This is a genomic window from Vibrio sp. YT-17 (assembly GCF_033337375.1).
GTDB classification, from domain to species: domain Bacteria; phylum Pseudomonadota; class Gammaproteobacteria; order Enterobacterales; family Vibrionaceae; genus Vibrio; species Vibrio alginolyticus.
The window spans coordinates 200253-219062 of sequence record NZ_JAWOQP010000006.1 but is presented as its reverse complement, the minus strand read 5'-3'; the positions used below and the strand labels follow the sequence as shown (position 1 = coordinate 219062).

General features: G+C 44.3%; 14 protein-coding genes. 10 read left to right on the top strand and 4 right to left on the bottom strand.

The window, feature by feature from the left end; genetic code table 11:
• Window positions 1-484 precede the first annotated feature (484 nt).
• From R7F67_RS08575 to R7F67_RS08565, 3 genes are all read left to right on the top strand, one after another.
• Complete coding sequence (locus R7F67_RS08575) at window positions 485-2692, top strand: AAA family ATPase (protein ID WP_017633792.1); 2208 nt, start codon at window positions 485-487, stop codon at window positions 2690-2692.
• Window positions 2689-4392, top strand: coding sequence for a LeoA/HP0731 family dynamin-like GTPase (locus tag R7F67_RS08570; protein ID WP_258475575.1), 1704 nt, complete (start codon window positions 2689-2691; stop codon window positions 4390-4392). The genes R7F67_RS08575 and R7F67_RS08570 overlap by 4 nt, the downstream gene beginning before the upstream one ends.
• A 713-nt stretch (window positions 4393-5105) precedes the next feature.
• Window positions 5106-6479 carry a carbohydrate porin gene (locus R7F67_RS08565; RefSeq protein WP_042523226.1) on the top strand — a complete coding sequence of 458 codons (1374 nt, stop codon included), beginning with the start codon at window positions 5106-5108 and terminating at the stop codon, window positions 6477-6479.
• A 63-nt stretch (window positions 6480-6542) separates the two neighbouring features.
• On the opposite strand, the gene R7F67_RS08560 is transcribed toward R7F67_RS08565, so the two are convergent.
• Complete coding sequence (locus R7F67_RS08560) at window positions 6543-7529, bottom strand: LacI family DNA-binding transcriptional regulator (protein WP_005373712.1); 987 nt, start codon at window positions 7527-7529, stop codon at window positions 6543-6545.
• 235 nt (window positions 7530-7764) lie between these two features.
• On the opposite strand from R7F67_RS08560, the gene R7F67_RS08555 reads away from it, so the two are divergent.
• From R7F67_RS08555 to R7F67_RS08545, 3 genes are all read left to right on the top strand, one after another.
• Window positions 7765-9204: a sucrose-specific PTS transporter subunit IIBC gene (locus R7F67_RS08555; protein WP_017819848.1), complete on the top strand. Its 1440-nt coding sequence runs from the start codon at window positions 7765-7767 to the stop codon at window positions 9202-9204.
• Window positions 9205-9369: 165 nt separating this feature from the next.
• A complete protein-coding gene (locus R7F67_RS08550; protein WP_158155800.1) occupies window positions 9370-10293 on the top strand; it encodes an aminoimidazole riboside kinase in 924 nt (307 codons plus the stop codon).
• A gap of 31 nt (window positions 10294-10324) precedes the next feature.
• The gene (locus R7F67_RS08545; protein WP_318057150.1) at window positions 10325-11779 is read left to right on the top strand and encodes a sucrose-6-phosphate hydrolase; all 1455 of its coding nucleotides are present in this window, start codon (window positions 10325-10327) and stop codon (window positions 11777-11779) included.
• 64 nt (window positions 11780-11843) lie between these two features.
• Here R7F67_RS08545 and R7F67_RS08540 read toward each other — a convergent pair whose 3' ends face one another.
• Window positions 11844-12386, bottom strand: a complete 543-nt coding sequence (locus tag R7F67_RS08540; RefSeq protein WP_054576134.1) for a dihydrofolate reductase family protein — start codon at window positions 12384-12386, stop codon at window positions 11844-11846.
• A 99-nt stretch (window positions 12387-12485) separates the two neighbouring features.
• Between R7F67_RS08540 and R7F67_RS08535 the strand changes: the two genes are divergently transcribed.
• From R7F67_RS08535 to R7F67_RS08520, 4 genes are all read left to right on the top strand, one after another.
• Window positions 12486-13052 (top strand): TetR/AcrR family transcriptional regulator, encoded by a 567-nt coding sequence (locus tag R7F67_RS08535; RefSeq protein ID WP_054576133.1) that lies wholly within the window; start codon window positions 12486-12488, stop codon window positions 13050-13052.
• Between the two features lie 216 nt (window positions 13053-13268).
• Window positions 13269-14126, top strand: coding sequence for a glutathione-dependent disulfide-bond oxidoreductase (gene yghU, locus R7F67_RS08530; RefSeq protein ID WP_005373705.1), 858 nt, complete (start codon window positions 13269-13271; stop codon window positions 14124-14126).
• Between the two features lie 1184 nt (window positions 14127-15310).
• The gene (locus R7F67_RS08525) at window positions 15311-16480 is read left to right on the top strand and encodes a D-alanyl-D-alanine carboxypeptidase family protein (protein ID WP_017819852.1); all 1170 of its coding nucleotides are present in this window, start codon (window positions 15311-15313) and stop codon (window positions 16478-16480) included.
• Between the two features lie 212 nt (window positions 16481-16692).
• Entirely contained in the window at window positions 16693-17100 is a 408-nt protein-coding gene (locus tag R7F67_RS08520; protein WP_005373701.1) for an SPOR domain-containing protein, read from the top strand.
• Between the two features lie 50 nt (window positions 17101-17150).
• Here R7F67_RS08520 and R7F67_RS08515 read toward each other — a convergent pair whose 3' ends face one another.
• Both R7F67_RS08515 and R7F67_RS08510 read right to left on the bottom strand, forming a co-directional pair.
• Entirely contained in the window at window positions 17151-17624 is a 474-nt protein-coding gene (locus R7F67_RS08515; protein WP_005373699.1) for a peroxiredoxin, read from the bottom strand.
• A gap of 126 nt (window positions 17625-17750) precedes the next feature.
• Window positions 17751-18767, bottom strand: a complete 1017-nt coding sequence (locus R7F67_RS08510) for an adenosine deaminase (protein ID WP_017819853.1) — start codon at window positions 18765-18767, stop codon at window positions 17751-17753.
• Window positions 18768-18810: the final 43 nt, after the last annotated feature.

Sequence of the window (18810 nt, the reverse complement as noted above, 5' to 3'; positions counted from 1 at the left end):
TGGTCGGTGTTGGCTGTGGTCTTTGTGTACGGTCGCTGTTTAGCTGAAGCGATACATATGGTGTTTTTACCCGTGAATACATTCGTAGTGGGCACGTTGTGGATGTAATAGTTCTAAGAAGGCTTTGCCCCGTTTCGTGTTAGAGAAAGTCAACCCAATCAGTCTTACCTCAAGAGCTTTCGATAGATTTTCTAATGCCAAATGAGATGTACGTCAAAACACTCAATCATGTCGTATTTTCTTGTTCTTGATTATGTGAGATATGATAATACCATTTTAAACAGTTGGTTACACTGAAGCTCAGCGCTGGGTTGAAGCGCAAAAAATTCCAAAGTGGCATGTTTAATTGTCCCATTTTGGGATCAAGTGAATTGTAGATTTCCCGACGCAGCTAGGTTGTAACTTCTAAGTATCGATGCGAACGCAACCTGTATCGTAGCCACAAAGTAGTGCTTGGAAGGCAATAAACAAAGTAGATGATCAAATGAAATTAAACATAGATGATCCACGTGAACTATATCGCGGGGTTAACGCTGAACTGGATGGCATTATCGGTGAGCTGGCCACCGAGTCAGATGATGAGCAATTGAACGGCGCTCAGCGTGAGGCCCAATCTTTGCTCCAGGAACATCGGTCAAACCTTCAGGATCAACTGGAGGCACTTGAGACAAATGCCGAGTGGGATACATTCACTATCGCGTTTTATGGCGAAACGGGTGCGGGAAAATCCACCATCATAGAGACCCTGAGGGTATTGCTGAAAGAAGCCAGCAAACTGAAAGATCAGGAAGCGTTCCGGGAACTCCAGAGCAAACACGAGTTGACAGCTGAAGCACTGGACGGGCTCCACCATGAGGCAGAGCTACTCGGCCGGGAACTTGAAGATCTCAGCGATAAATATGAAAAAACATCTGCCAAATATGAACAGCTAAGTGTGGAATCCAGTAACAAGATTACCCAATATCGTGAGCTGATACTGGAGAAAAAACGAACGGCGTCTTTGTGGCAGAAGTTTCTGCACCTGTTTCGGAAAACGGAAGAGGAGCTGGCCATTGCGCGTGAAAAACTACAGTTGCACAAGACCGAAACAGAATGTGAGAGCGAGCTGTCGGCCCTGAACGAACAGAAAACAGGACTGGAAATTCAGTTGGCTGAAACCAGGAACAAACTGCAGGAGTTCAGGGAGCGCCTGCCAGAGCTTGAAGCTCTGTCTGACGGCGGAATTATAGGAGATGGCCGTTCGGATTTTACTCGAACGACGCAACGATTCGACTTAAGCGTCGCTGGCCAAGAATTCGCACTACTCGACGTACCAGGAATAGAAGGTACCGAACGCCTGATCGCTGAGGAGATTGAAAAAGCCCTCCAGGCAGCCCATGCGGTGTTCTATGTCACGAACCAGCCCGCACCCCCACAAACGGGGGATCAGAAGCAACGGAAAGGTACCCTCGAGAAAATAAAAATGCACCTGGGGGCTTCGACGGAGGTCTGGTGTGTTTTCAATAAAAAAGTAATAAATCCCAAGTATGCGCTGAAAGATCGTCCCCTGATCTCCGAAGATGAATGCGCCAGTCTACGGGAACTTGAAGGAAAAATGGAGGAACAGCTCGGGTCGCATTTCCAGGGCGTGCGTCCCTTGACCGCACTACCCGCTTTCTTGGCTGCAACAGATCATTTTGCGCCCGATTCACAGAACGCGAGACGCCGCAAGAAAGCTCTATCCGAATTTGAAGCAGGCCAGCTGATCGAATTATCCGGTGTAGAGGCATTTATCAGCCTTATACAGGACAGTCTGCTGGAGGGAAGTCAGCAAAAGATCCAACGGGCCAACCTTTTCAAGGTGAAGGATGCTCTTGATAAGACAGCTATCGTCCTCGACCAGGTAGGAGAGGGAATTTCAGAGTTGGCGTCAAACCTCCACCTCGGCGAGCAGAGTTCGAAGAAGCAAATCAGAAGTGGCTTTTCATCATTCAGGAAACGTCTCGAATCATCCACCGAGATATTGATTGATCGCTTCAACAGCGATGTTCTGAACAAAGTGTATTCAGAAATTGACGACGATATTACCAATGACGCCTTTAAAACCAAGTTGGAACAGTTAATTGAAATCCATCAGGAGCGATTGAGTGAAAGGTTGAAGAAGGCGATGGCGAAGGAAATTGAACGCTTTGGAAAGGAGACTGAGAAAATAGTTAAGCGTTTCGAGGATAAAAGTCGTGAGTTGACGGATATCTACACCACGATTGCCAGTGCTGACATTGATCGTGACTTCGACCTAAAACTGGATATCGACAATGGTTTGCGATTGACGAACCTTCTGGCACTCATCGTTGGTGGGGCACTGTTGTGGTGGAACCCAGCGAGCTGGTTAGTTATTGGTATGGGAGCAGCCAGTATTGCAATCGGTGCATACAAGGCCGTGCGTGGATTTCTGAGCTCCAGTTACAAAAAAGCACAGCAACGAAAAGCTGCTGATGAAAACCTCAGAAATATAACCGGCCAATTGCGCGATTCACTGCAAGAAAGTCTCAAACAAGGACTCCCAGAGATGGAAAAAACAATCAGTGATATTGAACAGGCACTCGCCAGGCCTGTGAACAAGGCGAGGACCCACGCCGACCTCATTAAAAAGTCGAATACAAAAATCAAGACCTTGTCGGGCATGATTGAAGCTACAGGAGCACTAAAATGAAAGACACTCTCAATACTTTCAAAGGCCAGCAGAACGAATCTCTGGAGCTGTTGAATAGGCTTTCGAAGTTTTTGACGCAAGGTGAAAAGGCCGGGGTTCCGATCGATCAAGAGTTGCGTTCCAAGCTTCAGACTGCCATACAGTCCGTGTCTGGCGAGCGGCTAAAGGTTGCACTCATCGGCGGTTTTTCAGAGGGTAAAACGTCTATTGCCGCGGCTTGGATGGAGCAGCTCGATAAGTCCAGCATGAAAATCAGCCACAGTGAATCTTCTAATGAAGTGAAAGTCTACGAGGTGGGGGATGACTTTGTACTTATTGATACTCCTGGTCTGTTTGGCTTCAAAGAAAAGTACAACGCCGAGAAGCAGGCTATCGAAAAATACAAAGACATTACTAAGAAATACGTGAGCGAAGCACATCTGGTTCTGTATGTCATGAACCCGACAAACCCGATCAAAGAGAGCCACGAGGACGATCTGGCCTGGCTGTTCCGGACCTTGGGGCTTTTGCCCAGGACAGTGTTCGTACTCAGCCGCTTCGACGAAGTAGCGGATGTGGAAGATGAAGATGACTACCGGGATAACCTTAAAGTTAAATATGACAACGTCGTTGGTAGACTTCGCGCGGCAATCGAGCTTGACGATGAAGAAGAAAACGAACTATCGGTAGTTGCTGTGGCGGCAAATCCGTTTGATCTGGGCGTTGACCACTGGCTTCAGAACCCCGATGAGTTTAAAGAGCTGTCACATATTACTGAGCTTCAGGCAGAGACGGCGCAGAAGATTCATAACAACGGTGGTGCAGCAGTCCTTGCAGAAGAGATGCGCGCCAGTGTTATCCGCGATGTTCTGAGCAAACAACTGCCGATAGCGATAGAGAACGACCAGAAGATCTCGCAGGAAGTCACCAAGCTGGATGAGCTTAATAGCCATTTGAAGCTTGAGCTGGCGACTACCGAGCGGGATATTGAAGACGCGAGGATAGAGCTACGGAAGTTCGTCGTCCGATATTTTTCCGACCTGATCCTCAAAGCGAAAGGTTGTAGTCTCGAAACCTTCGGTGATTTCTTCGAGCGGGAAATTGGCTCTGAGGGTATTGTGATCGCAACTCGGTTACAGAATGAGTTCAGTCGTCAGGTGCAGCCAATTACGCTGGAAGTCGAAAAAATGCAGATTGGCTTTGACAACGAGGTCAGTCACTTCAATACCACAATCAAGTCGCTGGGCAAGCAGGGAGTCAACCATGTCTTGAACGGAAAGTTCATTAATAAAGACTCTGTCCTGGCCGCCCGGGATGGCATTGTGAATGTCGCGAAGTCCGTTGGGTTCGATCTTGGTAAGTATCTTAAATTCAAGCCTTGGGGTGCCACCAAATTTGCCAAAGGTGCGAACGGGGCTCTTGCTGCAGTGGGATTGGCGTTTGAGCTATGGGATAGCTGGGAAGAACATAAGCGCCAGACCGAATTTCAGAACGCGATCGCCAAAATGGTGAGCAATTTCGAGAAGCAGCGGGAGGAACTGCTTACACTGATCAATTCTGTCCAGTTCAAGGAAATGTTTTTTGGGAACTATATTAAGCTCAGGCAGCAAGTCGTGGAGGTGGAGAAGATGCTTAATCAAAGCCGCGAAAGTCAACAGATGTTCCACGCGTGGAAAACAGAAGCGGAGGCAATAAGGGAGAATTTCAAGCGTATGGGATGAATGTAGGTTTTGAATCCTGAATTCATTGAATGATCTGTCAGGATTTCTTAGCAGGGGGCATGTTGGTTGGACAAGCCCTTTTTCTAACCACGGTATGAACATTTGCCCAAACTCAAATTATCCGAAGTGTGCTCCTATGAGTAAAGTCGCCAACCCACTTCTGTCCAAAAAAGTGTTTCGTTAGCTTGAATTAGAACAACAAAGCGCTCTTCACAGAAAATGAAGGTCGTTTATCTCGTCTTAACAGCCTTTCAAGTTGTTTGAAATGAGGTATCGAGATCCGCTTCGCTCTTAGTTACGTTCAACCTTAGCTGCTACTTTTCATCAATAAATAGAGATGAGTTACCATCAAGTAGCATAGGGAAGCGAGGGAGTATTCTCTCAAATGAACATTAAACTCCTTCTTTGTAGCCTGTCACCTTCAAACTACTTCCTCTAGCGCTAACAATTAATTCAAATGTGCGCTGGTTAATGATTTTTCTGTAAGTAACACAATTGAACGTGATAGAAGTAACAAAATGGCCTCTTAAAGGTAACGTTCCCGAAAAGTTTATATATTATCGCCCTCATTGATATAAGTAGTAGAGACGCTCTGAGTACGAGCGCTCTGAAATTCAAGCTTTAGATGGACATTTAAAGTCACCATAAGTTTGCGATTTTTCTTGGGAACGTTTGCAATATGCCTAAGTATAAATTTACGTGAGACTATGGAAATGAAACTACACACTTTGACGATGGCAGTAGCGCTTGGACTGGTTACTGCACCTGTATTCGCAGCAACAGATGTTGACGCTCTTGAAAAGCGAATTAATGAATTAGAACAGAGACTTGAACAGACAGAAAAAGCATCCACAGAAGCAAATGAGAAAGCCTCAAGCTTTGAGTTTCACGGCTACGCTCGTTCCGGGCTACTGATTAATGACGATCTGAATGGTGCAGTGGGTACTGGTCCTTACATGACGGCAGCTGGTGCTATTGGCGCTCCAGTTGGGCGATTAGGGGTAGAGGATGATCACTATGTGGAAGCAAACCTTATTCACAAACGTTTTGCAGATGATGGTTCCAGCGCATTGTTCCGAATCATGTTGGCAGATAGTACGGAAACCAATAACGAATGGACGGCGAGCGAGAGTCAATTAAACGTTCGTCAGGTATATGCTGAGCTAAACAAGTTGAGTATGTTCTCTGAATCAAGAGCTTTTGCTGACGCGACGTTTTGGGCTGGTAAACGATTTGATCGTGATAACTTTGACATTCACTTCTTTGACTCGGATATTGTTTTCTTATCTGGCACTGGTGCTGGTGTGTATGACGTCCAAATGAGCGAATCATGGAAAGCAAACTTCTCGATCTATGGTCGTGATTTTGGTGAGATTGATAGCTCGTCAACGGATGTTGAAAACTATATCGCGACAATGAACAACCGCTTCGGTAATTGGCAATTGATGCTGAGCGGCATGACGTCAGCTGATAACAATGATCGCGTAGAAGGAGCAGCGGACAAAGGTTTACATGCGATGTTTGCTTACCATGGCGATACCTTCTTTGGCATGAGTGAAGGCTTCTCTAAAACCGGTATTTTGATGGGTGATGGACTGGGTGCGGAACTTAAAGGCATCGGTTCAAACGGAGATTTGTTAGAAGACGCAAAAGCCGTACGCTTGTTCAGCTATGGTGTAACACGCATCGGCGACAACTGGCGTGTAGCACCTGCGTTGCTAGCAGAACACAGCCAAGATCGCTTTGCTAAAAATGATGAATTTACGTGGGCATCGTTCAACATCCGCTTAGCGCAAGAGTTTACGCAGAACTTTGAGATGGTTTATGAAGGCTCATACCAATACATGGACCTAGACAATGCGATTGATAAAGCAAGTGGCAGTTTTTACAAAGCGACAATCGCACCAACGCTTAAGATGTCTACCGCTGCAGGTTTCTTTGACCGTCCGGAGCTACGTTTTGCAGTTAGCTACGTTGATTGGAGCGAAGACTTGAATGGCTACTCGATTAGCCAGGATGCGGGTGCTGCAACGATGGGTGATGGTGGTGAAGTTCTGTTTGCACTGCAAATGGAAACTTGGTTCTAAAGGGATCTAACCGACAAAGAGTAATAAGAAAAGCGCCAACTGATTTCAGTTGGCGCTTTTTCATTAACAGGACTGACGCTCAATTGTTTTGAAGGTTAGTACCATCTTACTCATTTCAAAACTTCTGTTGGCAATTCTATCTAGTAGCAGTTTCGCACCATTTTCACCCGCTTTATCAAATGCATAGTTAAATGTTGATAAGGTTGGGGTACACACTGATGCGAGCTCATCATCACCAACTCCTAGCACTAAAACGTCTTTACCCGGTGTTAACCCGAGCTCTTGAATCGCTCTCATCGCACCGATAGCAATACGGTCTGTCGCACAGAACAAGCCATCTAGCTTAGGGTTCTTTGTTAAGTGTTGTTTTGCCAATGAATAGCCAGAATCGATGGTAAAGTCACCACGAGCATGGAAGGCGATCTCAAAACCATGGTGTTGCAGCGCTTGAACAAATCCTTCAGAGCGTTGCTTATCTACCGCGATATCGTCACCTTGCACGCCAATAAAACCCATGGTTTGGCAACCTTTTGCAACCAGTCTATTTCCCGCTTCAAACCCTACTCGTGCGTCATCATGAATGATGCTTGGAATATTAAACATGGAACCATCTTGACCGACGAGCACAACTGGAACGGCTGAGTTTTGAATTGCTTTTACCAGCTTGGAATCGAGGTGGGTGGCGTAAAGAATGATCCCTTCAACCCGTTTTTGGTTAAAGATCTGAATGTATTCCAGTTCTTTTTCGTGGGCTTGGTGAGTGCTAGCAAGTAAGACATGTTTCCCTGCTTTTTCAAGGACATCTGTTAATCCATCGACACCTTGGGATGTGGCATGAGAGGAAACCCGAGGAACAATGACACCAACCAGATTGGTCTTTTGAGATTTTAGATCTTTAGCGACTTGGTTTGGCACATAGCCACACTCCGCTACTGCTTGGCGGACCTTCAGTTTTGTCGCTTCTTTTACGCCATATTCATCGTTTATAACCCGTGACACTGTTGATTTTGATACGCCAGCCAGACGGGCGACATCATGCAGACTCGCCATTGTTCCTATCCATTCTGTTTTTCGTTTTTGGGATTGTTTGCAAAGAGAAGATGAAAAGCTCTTTGATAAGTAGCGATTCTAACCTCCTATACTGCTCTTAGGGAGAGAATTTGACGATCATTCTCACATTCTCTCTGCTTTATCTTTGATCATTTGGTTTTATTGGGCAAAAATCTGTTTTGCAAACGTTCCCGAAAATTTCGCAAGCTCAGATAATAATCCAATGGGGTATGAAATGAATTATCCGGCAGTAGCAAAAGAGTTGTTAACTCTATTAGGTGGTAAAAGCAACATCACCGCACTTGCGCATTGTGCGACACGCTTACGCCTTGCCGTTGCAGATGAGCAAAAAATAGATGAACAAGCGATTGATAACCTTGAAGGGGTCAAAGGGCAGTTCAAAGTTGCGGGTCAGTACCAAATCATTTTTGGATCAGGCATCGTAAACCAAGTTTATGCAGAAATGGCGAAGTTGACGGGTATGAGTGAAATGTCCACCAACGACGTTGCGTCTGCTGGCGCAGAGAAACAAAACATCGTTCAGCGCGCGGTGAAAGGGCTGTCTGATATTTTCGTCCCAATCATTCCCGCAATCGTCGCTGGCGGTTTGTTGATGGGTATCTATAACCTATTGACTGCTCAAGGCTTGTTCATTGATGGAAAATCTTTGATTGATGCCAACCCAGGACTGACAGACTTGGCGAACATGATCAACACGTTTGCAAACGCGCCGTTTGTTTACCTGCCTATTCTGCTGGCATTTTCAGCCAGTAAGAAGTTTGGCGGTAACCCATATTTAGGGGCGGCGCTAGGTATGTTGATGGTTCACCCTGACTTGCTGAATGGTTGGGGATTCGGCGGCGCATCTGTGTCTGGCAACATTCCGGTTTGGAATATTCTTGGCTTTGAAATCCAAAAAGTGGGTTACCAAGGTTCGGTGTTACCGGTTTTGGTATCGGCATTCATTCTTGCGAAGGTTGAGCTAGGCTTACGTAAAGTCATACCTTCTGTTTTAGACAACCTTTTAACGCCATTACTGGCGATTTTCATAGCGGGTTTGCTGACGTTTACTGTCGTCGGTCCGTTCACGCGTGATATCGGTTTCCTATTGGGTGATGGTCTGAACTGGCTATACAACACTGCTGGCTTTGTTGGTGGTGCGGTATTTGGTCTTATTTATGCTCCGTTTGTTATTACTGGTATGCATCACAGCTTCATTGCGATTGAAACTCAACTTCTTGCGGATATTGCGACGACGGGCGGCACCTTTATCTTTCCTATTGCGGCGATGTCTAACGTTTCTCAAGGAGCGGCAGCGTTGGCGGTGGGCGTGATGAGCAAAGATAAGAAGATGAAAGGTATTGCGATTCCATCGGGTGTTACGGGTTTGCTGGGTATTACAGAGCCAGCCATGTTTGGTGTTAATCTAAAACTACGTTACCCATTTATTGCGGCAGTTTGCGCTGCGGCGTTATCGAGCGCGTTCATTACAATGTTTAATGTGAAAGCTCAGGCATTGGGTGCAGCAGGTCTTCCAGGCATCATTTCTATTACGCCAGAGAAGATTGGATACTACATCGCGGGTATGGTGATCGCGTTCTTGACCGCATTTGTTCTCACCATTGTTCTTGGTATGCGTGACCGCGCTAAAGTTGGTAGAAAAGCAGCGGCTTAATCTGAACTCCTTAAGGGTGGAGTCCCCCAAAATCCACTTCTTTTCCTAAATGTTTGGGGTGCTAGCCAAGCACTAATGGCTTGGCTAGCCTTTTTCAATTTTTACTTGGTAGTGAAGGTGTTCAACACGTTGGACTATCAGGGCTTTAATTTCAAGGTAAGCAAGATGAATCAAGTGTGGGTAACTGGTGATGCTGTTGTCGATCTAATACCGGAATCTGAGACTTCTTTACTCAAATGTCCCGGTGGTGCACCAGCGAATGTCGCTGTAGCTATTGCTCGTCTATCTGGTAAGAGTGCGTTTTTTGGACGTGTAGGTGATGACCCATTTGGTCGCTTCATGCAATCAACGCTCGATCAAGAGGGCGTGAGCACGGAGTTTCTCGTTAAAGATCCTGAGCAAAGAACATCAACAGTGGTGGTGGATTTAGACGAGCAAGGTGAGCGCAGCTTTACGTTTATGGTAAAACCGAGCGCTGATCAGTTTATGTCTGTTGAAGACATCCCAAACTTTAAGCAAGGTGACTGGCTACACGTTTGCTCAATTTCACTGGCAAATGAGCCAAGTAGAAGCAGCACATTTGAGGCGATCAAAAGAGCAAAAGCCGCTGGTGGTTTCATTAGCTTTGACCCTAACTTGCGTGATGAAGTGTGGCAAGATCAATCAGAAATCCAAGCTGTCGTGAAGAAGGCTGTAGCGATGGCCGATGTGGTTAAGTTCTCTGAAGAAGAGCTTTTGTTCTTAACTGACTCAACATCGATGGCGCAAGGTTTACAACAAATAGCCGCTTTGAATATTGCTTTGGTCTTGGTGACACAAGGTGCGAAAGGTGTTTGGCGCGTCTTTGAAAGTCAGAGTGAGCTGATCACAGGTCAAGTCGTTAGTCCGATTGATACCACAGGTGCGGGTGATGCTTTTGTCGGAGGGCTACTGGCATGTCTGTCTCAGCATGACGATTGGAAAAATCATCCTGTTGTTAGCTCTGCGATTCAATGGGCAAATGGCTGTGGTGCATTAGCGACGACGCAAAAAGGCGCAATGACCGCACTTCCGACCCAGACAGAATTGCTGCAATTTATTGGGCAATGATCTCCAGATCCAATTTCAGTTGAGAAAAATTATGAGCTTAAACAACCGTTGGACTGTAGAGCAAAGATATCGCCGACTTGAGCAAATCCCTCAGTGTGATATCGAAGAAATGACACTTTCACGTCAGCAAGATAAAGGCTTTCCTAGTTTTCATATCGCCCCTAGATTTGGGCTGTTAAATGACCCAAATGGGTTGTGCTATTTCAATGGTGAGCACCACATCTTTTACCAGTGGACGCCTGTGGGACCAGTCCATGGAATGAAGTATTGGTACCACCTTTCTACTAAAGACTTCATCCATTTTACTGATCATGATGTGGGTCTTCATCCCGACCAAGACTACGATTCACATGGTGTCTATTCGGGCGGTGCTTTGGTGGAAAACAACAAGGCTTTGCTGTTTTTTACTGGTAATAAACGTGACCAAAACTGGAATCGAATCCCAACACAATGTTTTGCCACCATGGATTCAGACGGCAACATTGAAAAGCACGGTGTGGTCATTGAGAACGAACATTACACGGAGCACTTTCGTGATCCAAAAGTTTGGAAGAAAGGCGACGACTATTTGATGGTGGTGGGTGCTCAAACCAAAACCGAGCATGGTTCAATGGCGCTCTATCAAAGTAAAGATTTGAAAACGTGGCTGCATAAAGGTCCAATTAAGACCAAGTTTTCTGACCTTGGGTACATGTGGGAGTGTCCTGATTTCTTTGAGATTAATGGCCAATCGGTGATGCTGTTTTCTCCACAGGGCGTGAGCAGTAATAATCCTTATGATTTCAAAAACATCTATTCTGTTGCGTATATCGTGGGTGAGCAGTTGAACCTAGAGTCGATGATTTTAGAAAACCACCAAGATATTTTGCAGCCAGATTATGGGTTTGATTTCTACGCCCCACAAACCTATTTAGATGAGAATGGGCGTCGCATTCTTATTGCATGGATAGGGTTGCCAGAAATCGATACACCATCGGTCACACACCAGTGGGCAGGAATGTTGTCTCTTCCTAGAGAACTAACGTTGAAAGATGGTTTTCTTGTTCAAGCTCCGCTCCCTGAGCTGAAGAGTTTAAGAAAAGAAGAGGTGGTCTTTGCACAATCCCATACACTGGAAAGCACAAGTTGTTTGATCCAATTAGACCTTGAGGGCGATGGCTTTGAACTTGAGCTGAGTAACCTCAAAGGTGACAACATCGTCTTTAGTGCGACAGAGCACGAGTTTATGCTGGACCGTCGTCACATGTCTCATTTGTACGCAGAAGAATTTGGTAGCATTCGAAAAGCACCAAGATTGGACGCTAAGCAGACGATTGATATATATATCGACAATTCTGTCATCGAGATTTTCATTAATGGTGGCAAACACACGATGACCAGTCGTTTCTTTATTGATGACCTTAGTAAAGTAACGTTGATAGGGTTGGAACAAGCAAGGCTTTTCCCTTTGAAAGGTATAACTGGTTTGTTTGAATCAGCTAAGTAACGGTTTCGAATACATTAAAACGCCCTTCATTGATTTAGTGAAGGGCGTTTTTCTTTCTAACTATCTAACTTAACTGCCTATCACGCACGTAAGTTGTTTGAACTAAGGTATCCAGAACAACTTCATTCTTGGTGACTTTGAAGTTTAGCGGTTGTTCTAAATCCCCAAATAGAGGTGCGCCGCCGCCAAGTAGGATAGGGAAGCGCGTGATCACCATTTCATCGATAAGATCTTCTTTCAGGAAGTTCTGAATCGTCACTCCGCCGTCGATGTAAAGATCGTTAAAGCCTTTTGCGTTTAGCTCCGCAAGCACATCTTTTTGCTCGCCTTTTACTAGAAAGACTTTGTCTTCGTAGCCTTGTGGCACTTCTGTCATGGTATTGCTGAGTACAAACACAGGTTTGCTGTATGGCCAATCGCAATCAAAGCTCAGTACGACATCTAGGGTGTTGCGCCCCATTACCAAGCCATCAATACGCTCCATCAGTGAGAAGAAACCAGTATCAATGTTGTCTGGATTTGGTACTGAATGTAGCCAGTCGAGTTTGCCCTGCTTATCTGCGATGTAACCGTCCAGACTGGTTGCAATAAATACGATATTTGCCATGAGTACCTCATCAAAATGGTGATGCTTGAGCCAAGCTAAAGTATGGTTTAAAATTAATTCTACAATGTAGAATAAGTATGAGTTTATCGAGAAGATCAAATGTCTGTCAACGAAAAGAAACGCGGGAGACCAGCCGCTAAGCAGTCGCAGTTAAGCGCAGAAAGCATCCTAGATACAGCTAAGTCATTGATGAAAAAGGATAGCAAGGTACCAAGTATTCGCTCGTTAGCGACGCAATTAAATGTGGATCCTATGGCGATCTATTACTACTTCAAAAACAAGAATGCGTTGCTTGAAGCGTTGACCACATCGCTGGTGGAGGAAATTTATCAACCGAAAGTGAATGAAGATTGGCAAGGCGAACTCAAAAATTTGTGTATTAGCTACATTGAACTGCTGCGTGAGTACAACGGGTTATTGCAAACCATGCTGAGCATGACATCGTATGGCCCTGCTCAAGTGTTTACCGAGCGCTATCAAATCATTGTTCAGCCTTTGGCACTGTCTCCGCAAGTGGAGAAAGACAGTTTGGATCTATTGGCAGATTACCTACACGGGTTCGCTTTCTCGATCAGTTGTTGCCACGATACGAGTTTGATTCAGACGGAGATGATGGATGGGCCGTTGAATCTGATCTGTTCTTCGTTATTGGCATCTCGAACCTAGTTCACATTATCGCGACGTTTTTACTTATAGCGTGAAAGAAAATCCCATAACCAAAGGTTCTAACTAAAAGAGATTGCAGGACTTTTATTTAGCGAATTCGACCTAATATCTTGAGTATGCCTAATCGCAGTTGGCGAAGAGGTGATGTTAATAATGCTTGCTGGCGCGTAAGACCCGTCAGTTTGAAGATGCATTCAAACACAATAAGGGAAAACAATGGCTAACGAATACATTCCACCAAAAGTTTGGACAAACGATAATGAAAACGGCGGTCAGTGGGCGAGCATCAACCGTCCGGATTCTGGCGCACGTCATGAGCAAGAGCTTCCAGTTGGTGAGCACCCATTCCAACTTTACTCAATGGGTACCCCAAATGGTCAGAAAGTGACGATCATGTTTGAAGAGCTTTTGGCGGCTGGCGTAACGGCAGCAGAATACGATGCATACCTGATTAAGATTGGCGATGGCGACCAGTTTGGCTCTGGCTTTGTGGCTGTTAACCCAAACTCTAAAATTCCGGCATTGGTTGACCGTTCGGGTTCTGAGCCAGTGAACGTGTTTGAATCTGGCAACATCTTGTTTTATCTAGCAGAGAAGTTTGATCATTTCTTACCAAAAGAAGGCGCTAAGCGTGCTGAGGTAATGAACTGGTTATTCTGGCTGCAAGGTTCTGCGCCATATCTAGGCGGTGGTTTTGGTCACTTCTACGCGTACGCACCAGAGAAGTTCGAGTACCCAATCAACCGCTTTACAATGGAAGCAAAACGTCAGTTAGATGTATTAGACAAGCGTCTTGCGAACAATGAATTCCTAGGTGGCGATGAGTACAGCATCGCTGATATCGCAACATGGCCATGGTACGGCAACCTTGTGTTGGGTCGTGCTTACGATGCGGCTGAATTCTTAGACGTAGAAAGCTACAAAAACGTTGTGCGTTGGGCAAAAGTAATTGATGAGCGTGAAGCGGTAAAACGTGGTCGAATTGTGAACCGTTCATGGGGTGAAGAATGGGAGCAGTTACCTGAGCGCCACAGCGCAGAAGATATTGATAAAGTATTGAAACTTAAACCATAAGCAATCTTGGCCTAGCTACGTCAAATGAGTTTAGTTTTATCTATGCTTATACAGTGACCTTAATCAAATCTATAGCGCACCATATACGGTGCGCTATTTTTATTCTCATTTAGTCTCGAAATGCTAATTTATATCACCTCTTGAAGAGCATTTAGTTCGTAGATGAATCTTTAATGTATTTATATATTATGATGCAAAACAAAGCTCATATTTCCATGTTAAATATGGACTGGTCATACTGCTTTCTAATAATTAAATTATTTAAAAATTATAAACTGATTTTATATCCATTATAAATAAAATTAATGATAATTAATATTTGACATAACCTCTAAATTTATGTGGAATATGCGAGTTGATTTGTTTTGAAGAAATAAAATTAATTTCTAGTACTTTTATTTAAGACAAGCTTAGCTTTTAGCGATGTTTAATTATTAATGCTTATATCATGAAAGAGGATATGTATGATGTCGTCGTTTGAGTCGTACTGGGTTGGGATACGTCAAAGAATAGCCGAACAAACCGAAGGTAACCGCAGTTTAAAGTCTCTAGTCATTAAAAAGCAGCGTGTGAACTTAAATAACAGTGGGTTATCCTTTCGCGCTAAGTCCGGATGCCTTATTCCTCACTGTTATACCAAGTTCTCTGATGAGATAAACCTAAAAACATCGAAAAAATCGTCTCTTAGTTTTAAGAAAGGAAAGCTGTATTTTTCTCCGATTTAATAATAAATGAAATTTACATAAATTATAATATTAGGTTTTTAAATTTATCGATAATTAATTACAATTTTATGATGCGTTTTCAATATGTTCTCTTGGTAAGTAATTAACTGGACTTATTGTTGGTTGTTTTTGTTGTTTCCTATTTAGATATGGATAAAAGCTCAACTACTTTTCCTATACCAACTTACTCCCTGAATTGACTTGCGCGCTTTTTCTCTCCTCTCAAAAAAACATAGCGTTACGGAATTATTTTCGCTCCTGTTTCATTCTTCAAGACGAAAGCTCTACCTACCTCTCATTATTTTCGACAAACATTGAGTAAAAGTAACCAATCGTAACAAGGTGGCTGTAACTGAGCGCCGTTTCAATATACTCGTTTTTTAACTAGGTAATCCCGCGCTTTGAATTCATTCGGGTACCGTTTGTAAGCCTTAAATGCTACTAAGATAAGATGTCATGATGAGAAAAAGTACTATATTACACACAGTGTTAATTACAGGGTTCGCTGCTGTATCCTCGTTGGCTTATGCTGCGCCTTCAGTTGTGCCAAATGCGCCGGAACTCAGTTCTCGTGGTTATGTTTTGATGGACTTCCATACGGGGAAAGTACTGGTTGAACGTGATGCCCACAAACGTTTAAACCCCGCGAGTTTAACGAAGTTGATGACTGCTTATGTAGCTGGTCAAGAAATTAATACAGGCAATATTACGTTGAATGATGAGGTTGTCATCAGCCGAAATGCTTGGGCAAAAAATTTCCCAGATTCTTCAAAAATGTTTATTGAAGTCAATACTTCCGTTTCTTTGTCTGACTTATACCGTGGTCTGATTGTTCAATCTGGTAACGATGCCAGTGTCGCTATTGCTGAGCATGTTGCGGGAAGTGAATCAGGGTTTGTGAGTTTGATGAATAGTTGGGCCGCCAAGCTTGAATTGTCTAACACGGCATTCACCAACCCTCACGGCCTAGACAGTGACGGTTTATATTCGACACCTTATGATATTGCCAAGTTGGGCCAAGCGATTATTCGTGACTTACCTGATATCTATCCGCTGTATAGCGAAACCTCGTTTACTTACAATGGCATCACTCAATACAACCGTAATGGCTTGCTTCGTGATCGTAGTATGAATGTCGATGGCATGAAAACTGGTTATACAAGCGGCGCGGGTTATAGTCTAGCGACTTCTGCAACACAAGGTGATATGCGTTTGATTGCCGTAGTGATGGGAGCGAAGAGTGAGAATGTTCGTGAATCAGAAAGCAAGCAGCTGTTGAGTTATGGCTTCCGCTTTTACGATACGGTAATGCCGACTGAGGCGGGTGCGGAACTTGCGAAAGCTCGAGTTTGGATGGGCGAAAAAGACGAGCTTACTGTCGGCGTAGCTAACGATGTTTATCTCACTTTGCCAAAAGGAGATGTAAAAAATCTGCAAGCGGAAGTTGAATACAACGGTGATTTAGTTGCGCCAATTTCTGAGCAACAAGTGGTTGGTAAAGTGCTTTACAAAGTCGACGGTAAGGTCGTAAATGAAGCCGAGCTCGTTGCATTGGAGTCCGTGGAGGAAGGCAGTTTATTCAAGCGAATTTTAGACTGGTTTAAGCAATTGGTCGCTAGCTGGTTCTAAACAGTAGCGAACTTCTGTCTATATCACTCTATCTTGTTAATGTTCTATTAAATCAATTTACTAAGGCGACCAACGTGGTCGCCTTACGTTTTTGGAATACTCGTTGCGTTAAAACACAGGCCCTCTTGTAAGGGTGTGTTTTTACCTGACCAAGAGCGTTTTGTGTTTTTGGGTGCGAGAGAAAAGAAACTAGAACAAGAATGGAGTGACACGTGCACAAGATTTTATCTTTGACATTGATTTTATCGCTCATGGGCTGCGCTATGCCTTACCAGCAGGAGGTCGATAGCGGCCAATGTGTTGGAGTCATGACCTCTCAGGATGCATATGGTTATTTAAACCCAAACCATTACACGATGCAGGTACTCGCGCTAAAGCAAGAAAAAGATGTGAAAGATTATATTCGCTATATCGATCCTAAGCATCCGGTTTGGGTTAACTGGAAAAACAGCCGAGGCACGCGTTGGTATACGGTAACTGTTGGTGATTTTAAAACGAAGCAGGATGCCTACAATGCGCTTTCTTCATTACCAAGCCGTGTAAAGCAGTCATCCCCGTTTGTGCTGACTTTTGCGGAAATGCAGCGTAAGCAACAAACGAGTGTTGTGAGAATGCGTTAACCAACAAAAAACGGAAGCGATGGCTTCCGTTTTTGTATTTAGGAGTAAGCTTAAAGCGCCGCTAAAATCGTTTCTGCTTTGCTTGCTTCAAACTCTTTTGGCTCTTCAACGTTTAGCTTAGTCACTGTGCCGTTTTCAATGATCATTGCGTAACGTTGTGAGCGAATACCACCAAAGCCGCCTGTATCCATTTCAAGACCTAATGCTTTAGTAAAGCTAGCGTCGCCATCACCCAACATCAAAATCTCAGAAGCGTTTTGAGCTTCGCCCCACGCTTGCATCACAAATGCATCGTTTACAGAAACGCACGCAATTAAATCAACACCTTTTGCCTTTAGCTCATCAGCTAATACCACATAGCCTGGTAGATGGGCTTCTGAACAGGTAGGGGTGAATGCGCCAGGTACAGCAAAGAGTACGACTTTCTTGTTCGCAAACAGTTCTGTAACGTCGTGGTTCACCATACCATCGGCAGTCAACTCACTTAGAGTTGCAACTGGTAGAGCTTGGCCTTGTTGAATCATGATTCTATTCCTTTTTGTGTGCTAGTTTAGCTTTCTCAGTCTAGCGTTTATAAATGCGGTTAACCACAGAGTTTTTGTAGGGTTTTAATACCTACGCGTTTGGCCTAAGGCGTGGCACTGATGCCTTTATTGCAAAGCTTCGTGCTGGTTTACGTATTGGCTAACAAGGTGACGATATTTCGCCTTTAACTCGTTATCGATAAAGCTGGCATCAATCGCGTTCATTGTAAATTGGGCAAGTTCACTCTTACTCATTGGATGTGCGTTGTTGACGGCCAGAAAGTTATCCGTCATGTAGCCACCAAAGTACACAGGATCGTCTGAGTTAATCGTTACAGCGACACCTTTTCGTAGCAAATCCACAATATTGTGATCTTTCATATCGTCGAATACACATAGCTTAAGATTCGATAACGGACACACTGTCAGTGGCATTTGGCTTTCGATTAAGGATTCAACTAATGCTTCATCATCAACACAGCGAACACCGTGATCCACGCGGCTCACGTAAAGCATTTCAATTGCATCGCTAATATTTTGTGCGGGGCCTTCTTCACCTGCGTGAGCAACGGTAAGTAAGCCTTCTTCTACTGCTTGTTTAAATACGCGCTTGAATTTAGCTGGCGGATGACCTTGTTCTGAAGAATCTAGTCCAACACCAATGATCTTATCACGGTGTTTCAGAATAGCCTGTAGGGTCTCTATGGCGCTCTCTTCTGAAAGGTGACGGAGAAAACACGCAATAATTTGCGAGGTAATGCCAAGTTTTTCGTGACCATCTTTTAGCGCACGAGCGATTCCATTGATAACAGTGTCAAAGTCTATGCCGCGTTCTGTGTGTGTTTGAGGGTCAAAAAAGATTTCGGTATGAATAACGTTGTCTTCTTTACAGTGCAGTAAGTATTCCCAAGTGAGATCGTAAAAATCTTGCTCCGTACGCAGAACTCCCGCTCCTTGGTAATAGAGGTCGAGAAATGATTGTAAGTCTGTAAACTGATATGCGCTGCGTAGTTCACTCGGAGAAGAGTAAGGGATCTCGATGCCGTTTCGTTTTGCTAATTTGAATAAGAGTTCCGGCTCAAGTGAACCTTCGATATGTAAGTGCAGCTCTACTTTTGGAAGACCTTGAATAAATGCGTTCATATTCCACCTTATGTGTATTGTGGATGCAGTTACTCTAAGAATA

Coding starts and splice junctions, on each gene's coding strand:
- R7F67_RS08575 (WP_017633792.1), top strand. CDS start 485: ATGAAATTAAACATAGATGATCCACGTGAACTATATCGCGGGGTTAAC.
- R7F67_RS08570 (WP_258475575.1), top strand. CDS start 2,689: ATGAAAGACACTCTCAATACTTTCAAAGGCCAGCAGAACGAATCTCTG.
- R7F67_RS08565 (WP_042523226.1), top strand. CDS start 5,106: ATGAAACTACACACTTTGACGATGGCAGTAGCGCTTGGACTGGTTACT.
- R7F67_RS08560 (WP_005373712.1), bottom strand. CDS start 7,529: ATGGCGAGTCTGCATGATGTCGCCCGTCTGGCTGGCGTATCAAAATCA.
- R7F67_RS08555 (WP_017819848.1), top strand. CDS start 7,765: ATGAATTATCCGGCAGTAGCAAAAGAGTTGTTAACTCTATTAGGTGGT.
- R7F67_RS08550 (WP_158155800.1), top strand. CDS start 9,370: ATGAATCAAGTGTGGGTAACTGGTGATGCTGTTGTCGATCTAATACCG.
- R7F67_RS08545 (WP_318057150.1), top strand. CDS start 10,325: ATGAGCTTAAACAACCGTTGGACTGTAGAGCAAAGATATCGCCGACTT.
- R7F67_RS08540 (WP_054576134.1), bottom strand. CDS start 12,386: ATGGCAAATATCGTATTTATTGCAACCAGTCTGGACGGTTACATCGCA.
- R7F67_RS08535 (WP_054576133.1), top strand. CDS start 12,486: ATGTCTGTCAACGAAAAGAAACGCGGGAGACCAGCCGCTAAGCAGTCG.
- yghU (WP_005373705.1), top strand. CDS start 13,269: ATGGCTAACGAATACATTCCACCAAAAGTTTGGACAAACGATAATGAA.
- R7F67_RS08525 (WP_017819852.1), top strand. CDS start 15,311: ATGAGAAAAAGTACTATATTACACACAGTGTTAATTACAGGGTTCGCT.
- R7F67_RS08515 (WP_005373699.1), bottom strand. CDS start 17,624: ATGATTCAACAAGGCCAAGCTCTACCAGTTGCAACTCTAAGTGAGTTG.
- R7F67_RS08510 (WP_017819853.1), bottom strand. CDS start 18,767: ATGAACGCATTTATTCAAGGTCTTCCAAAAGTAGAGCTGCACTTACAT.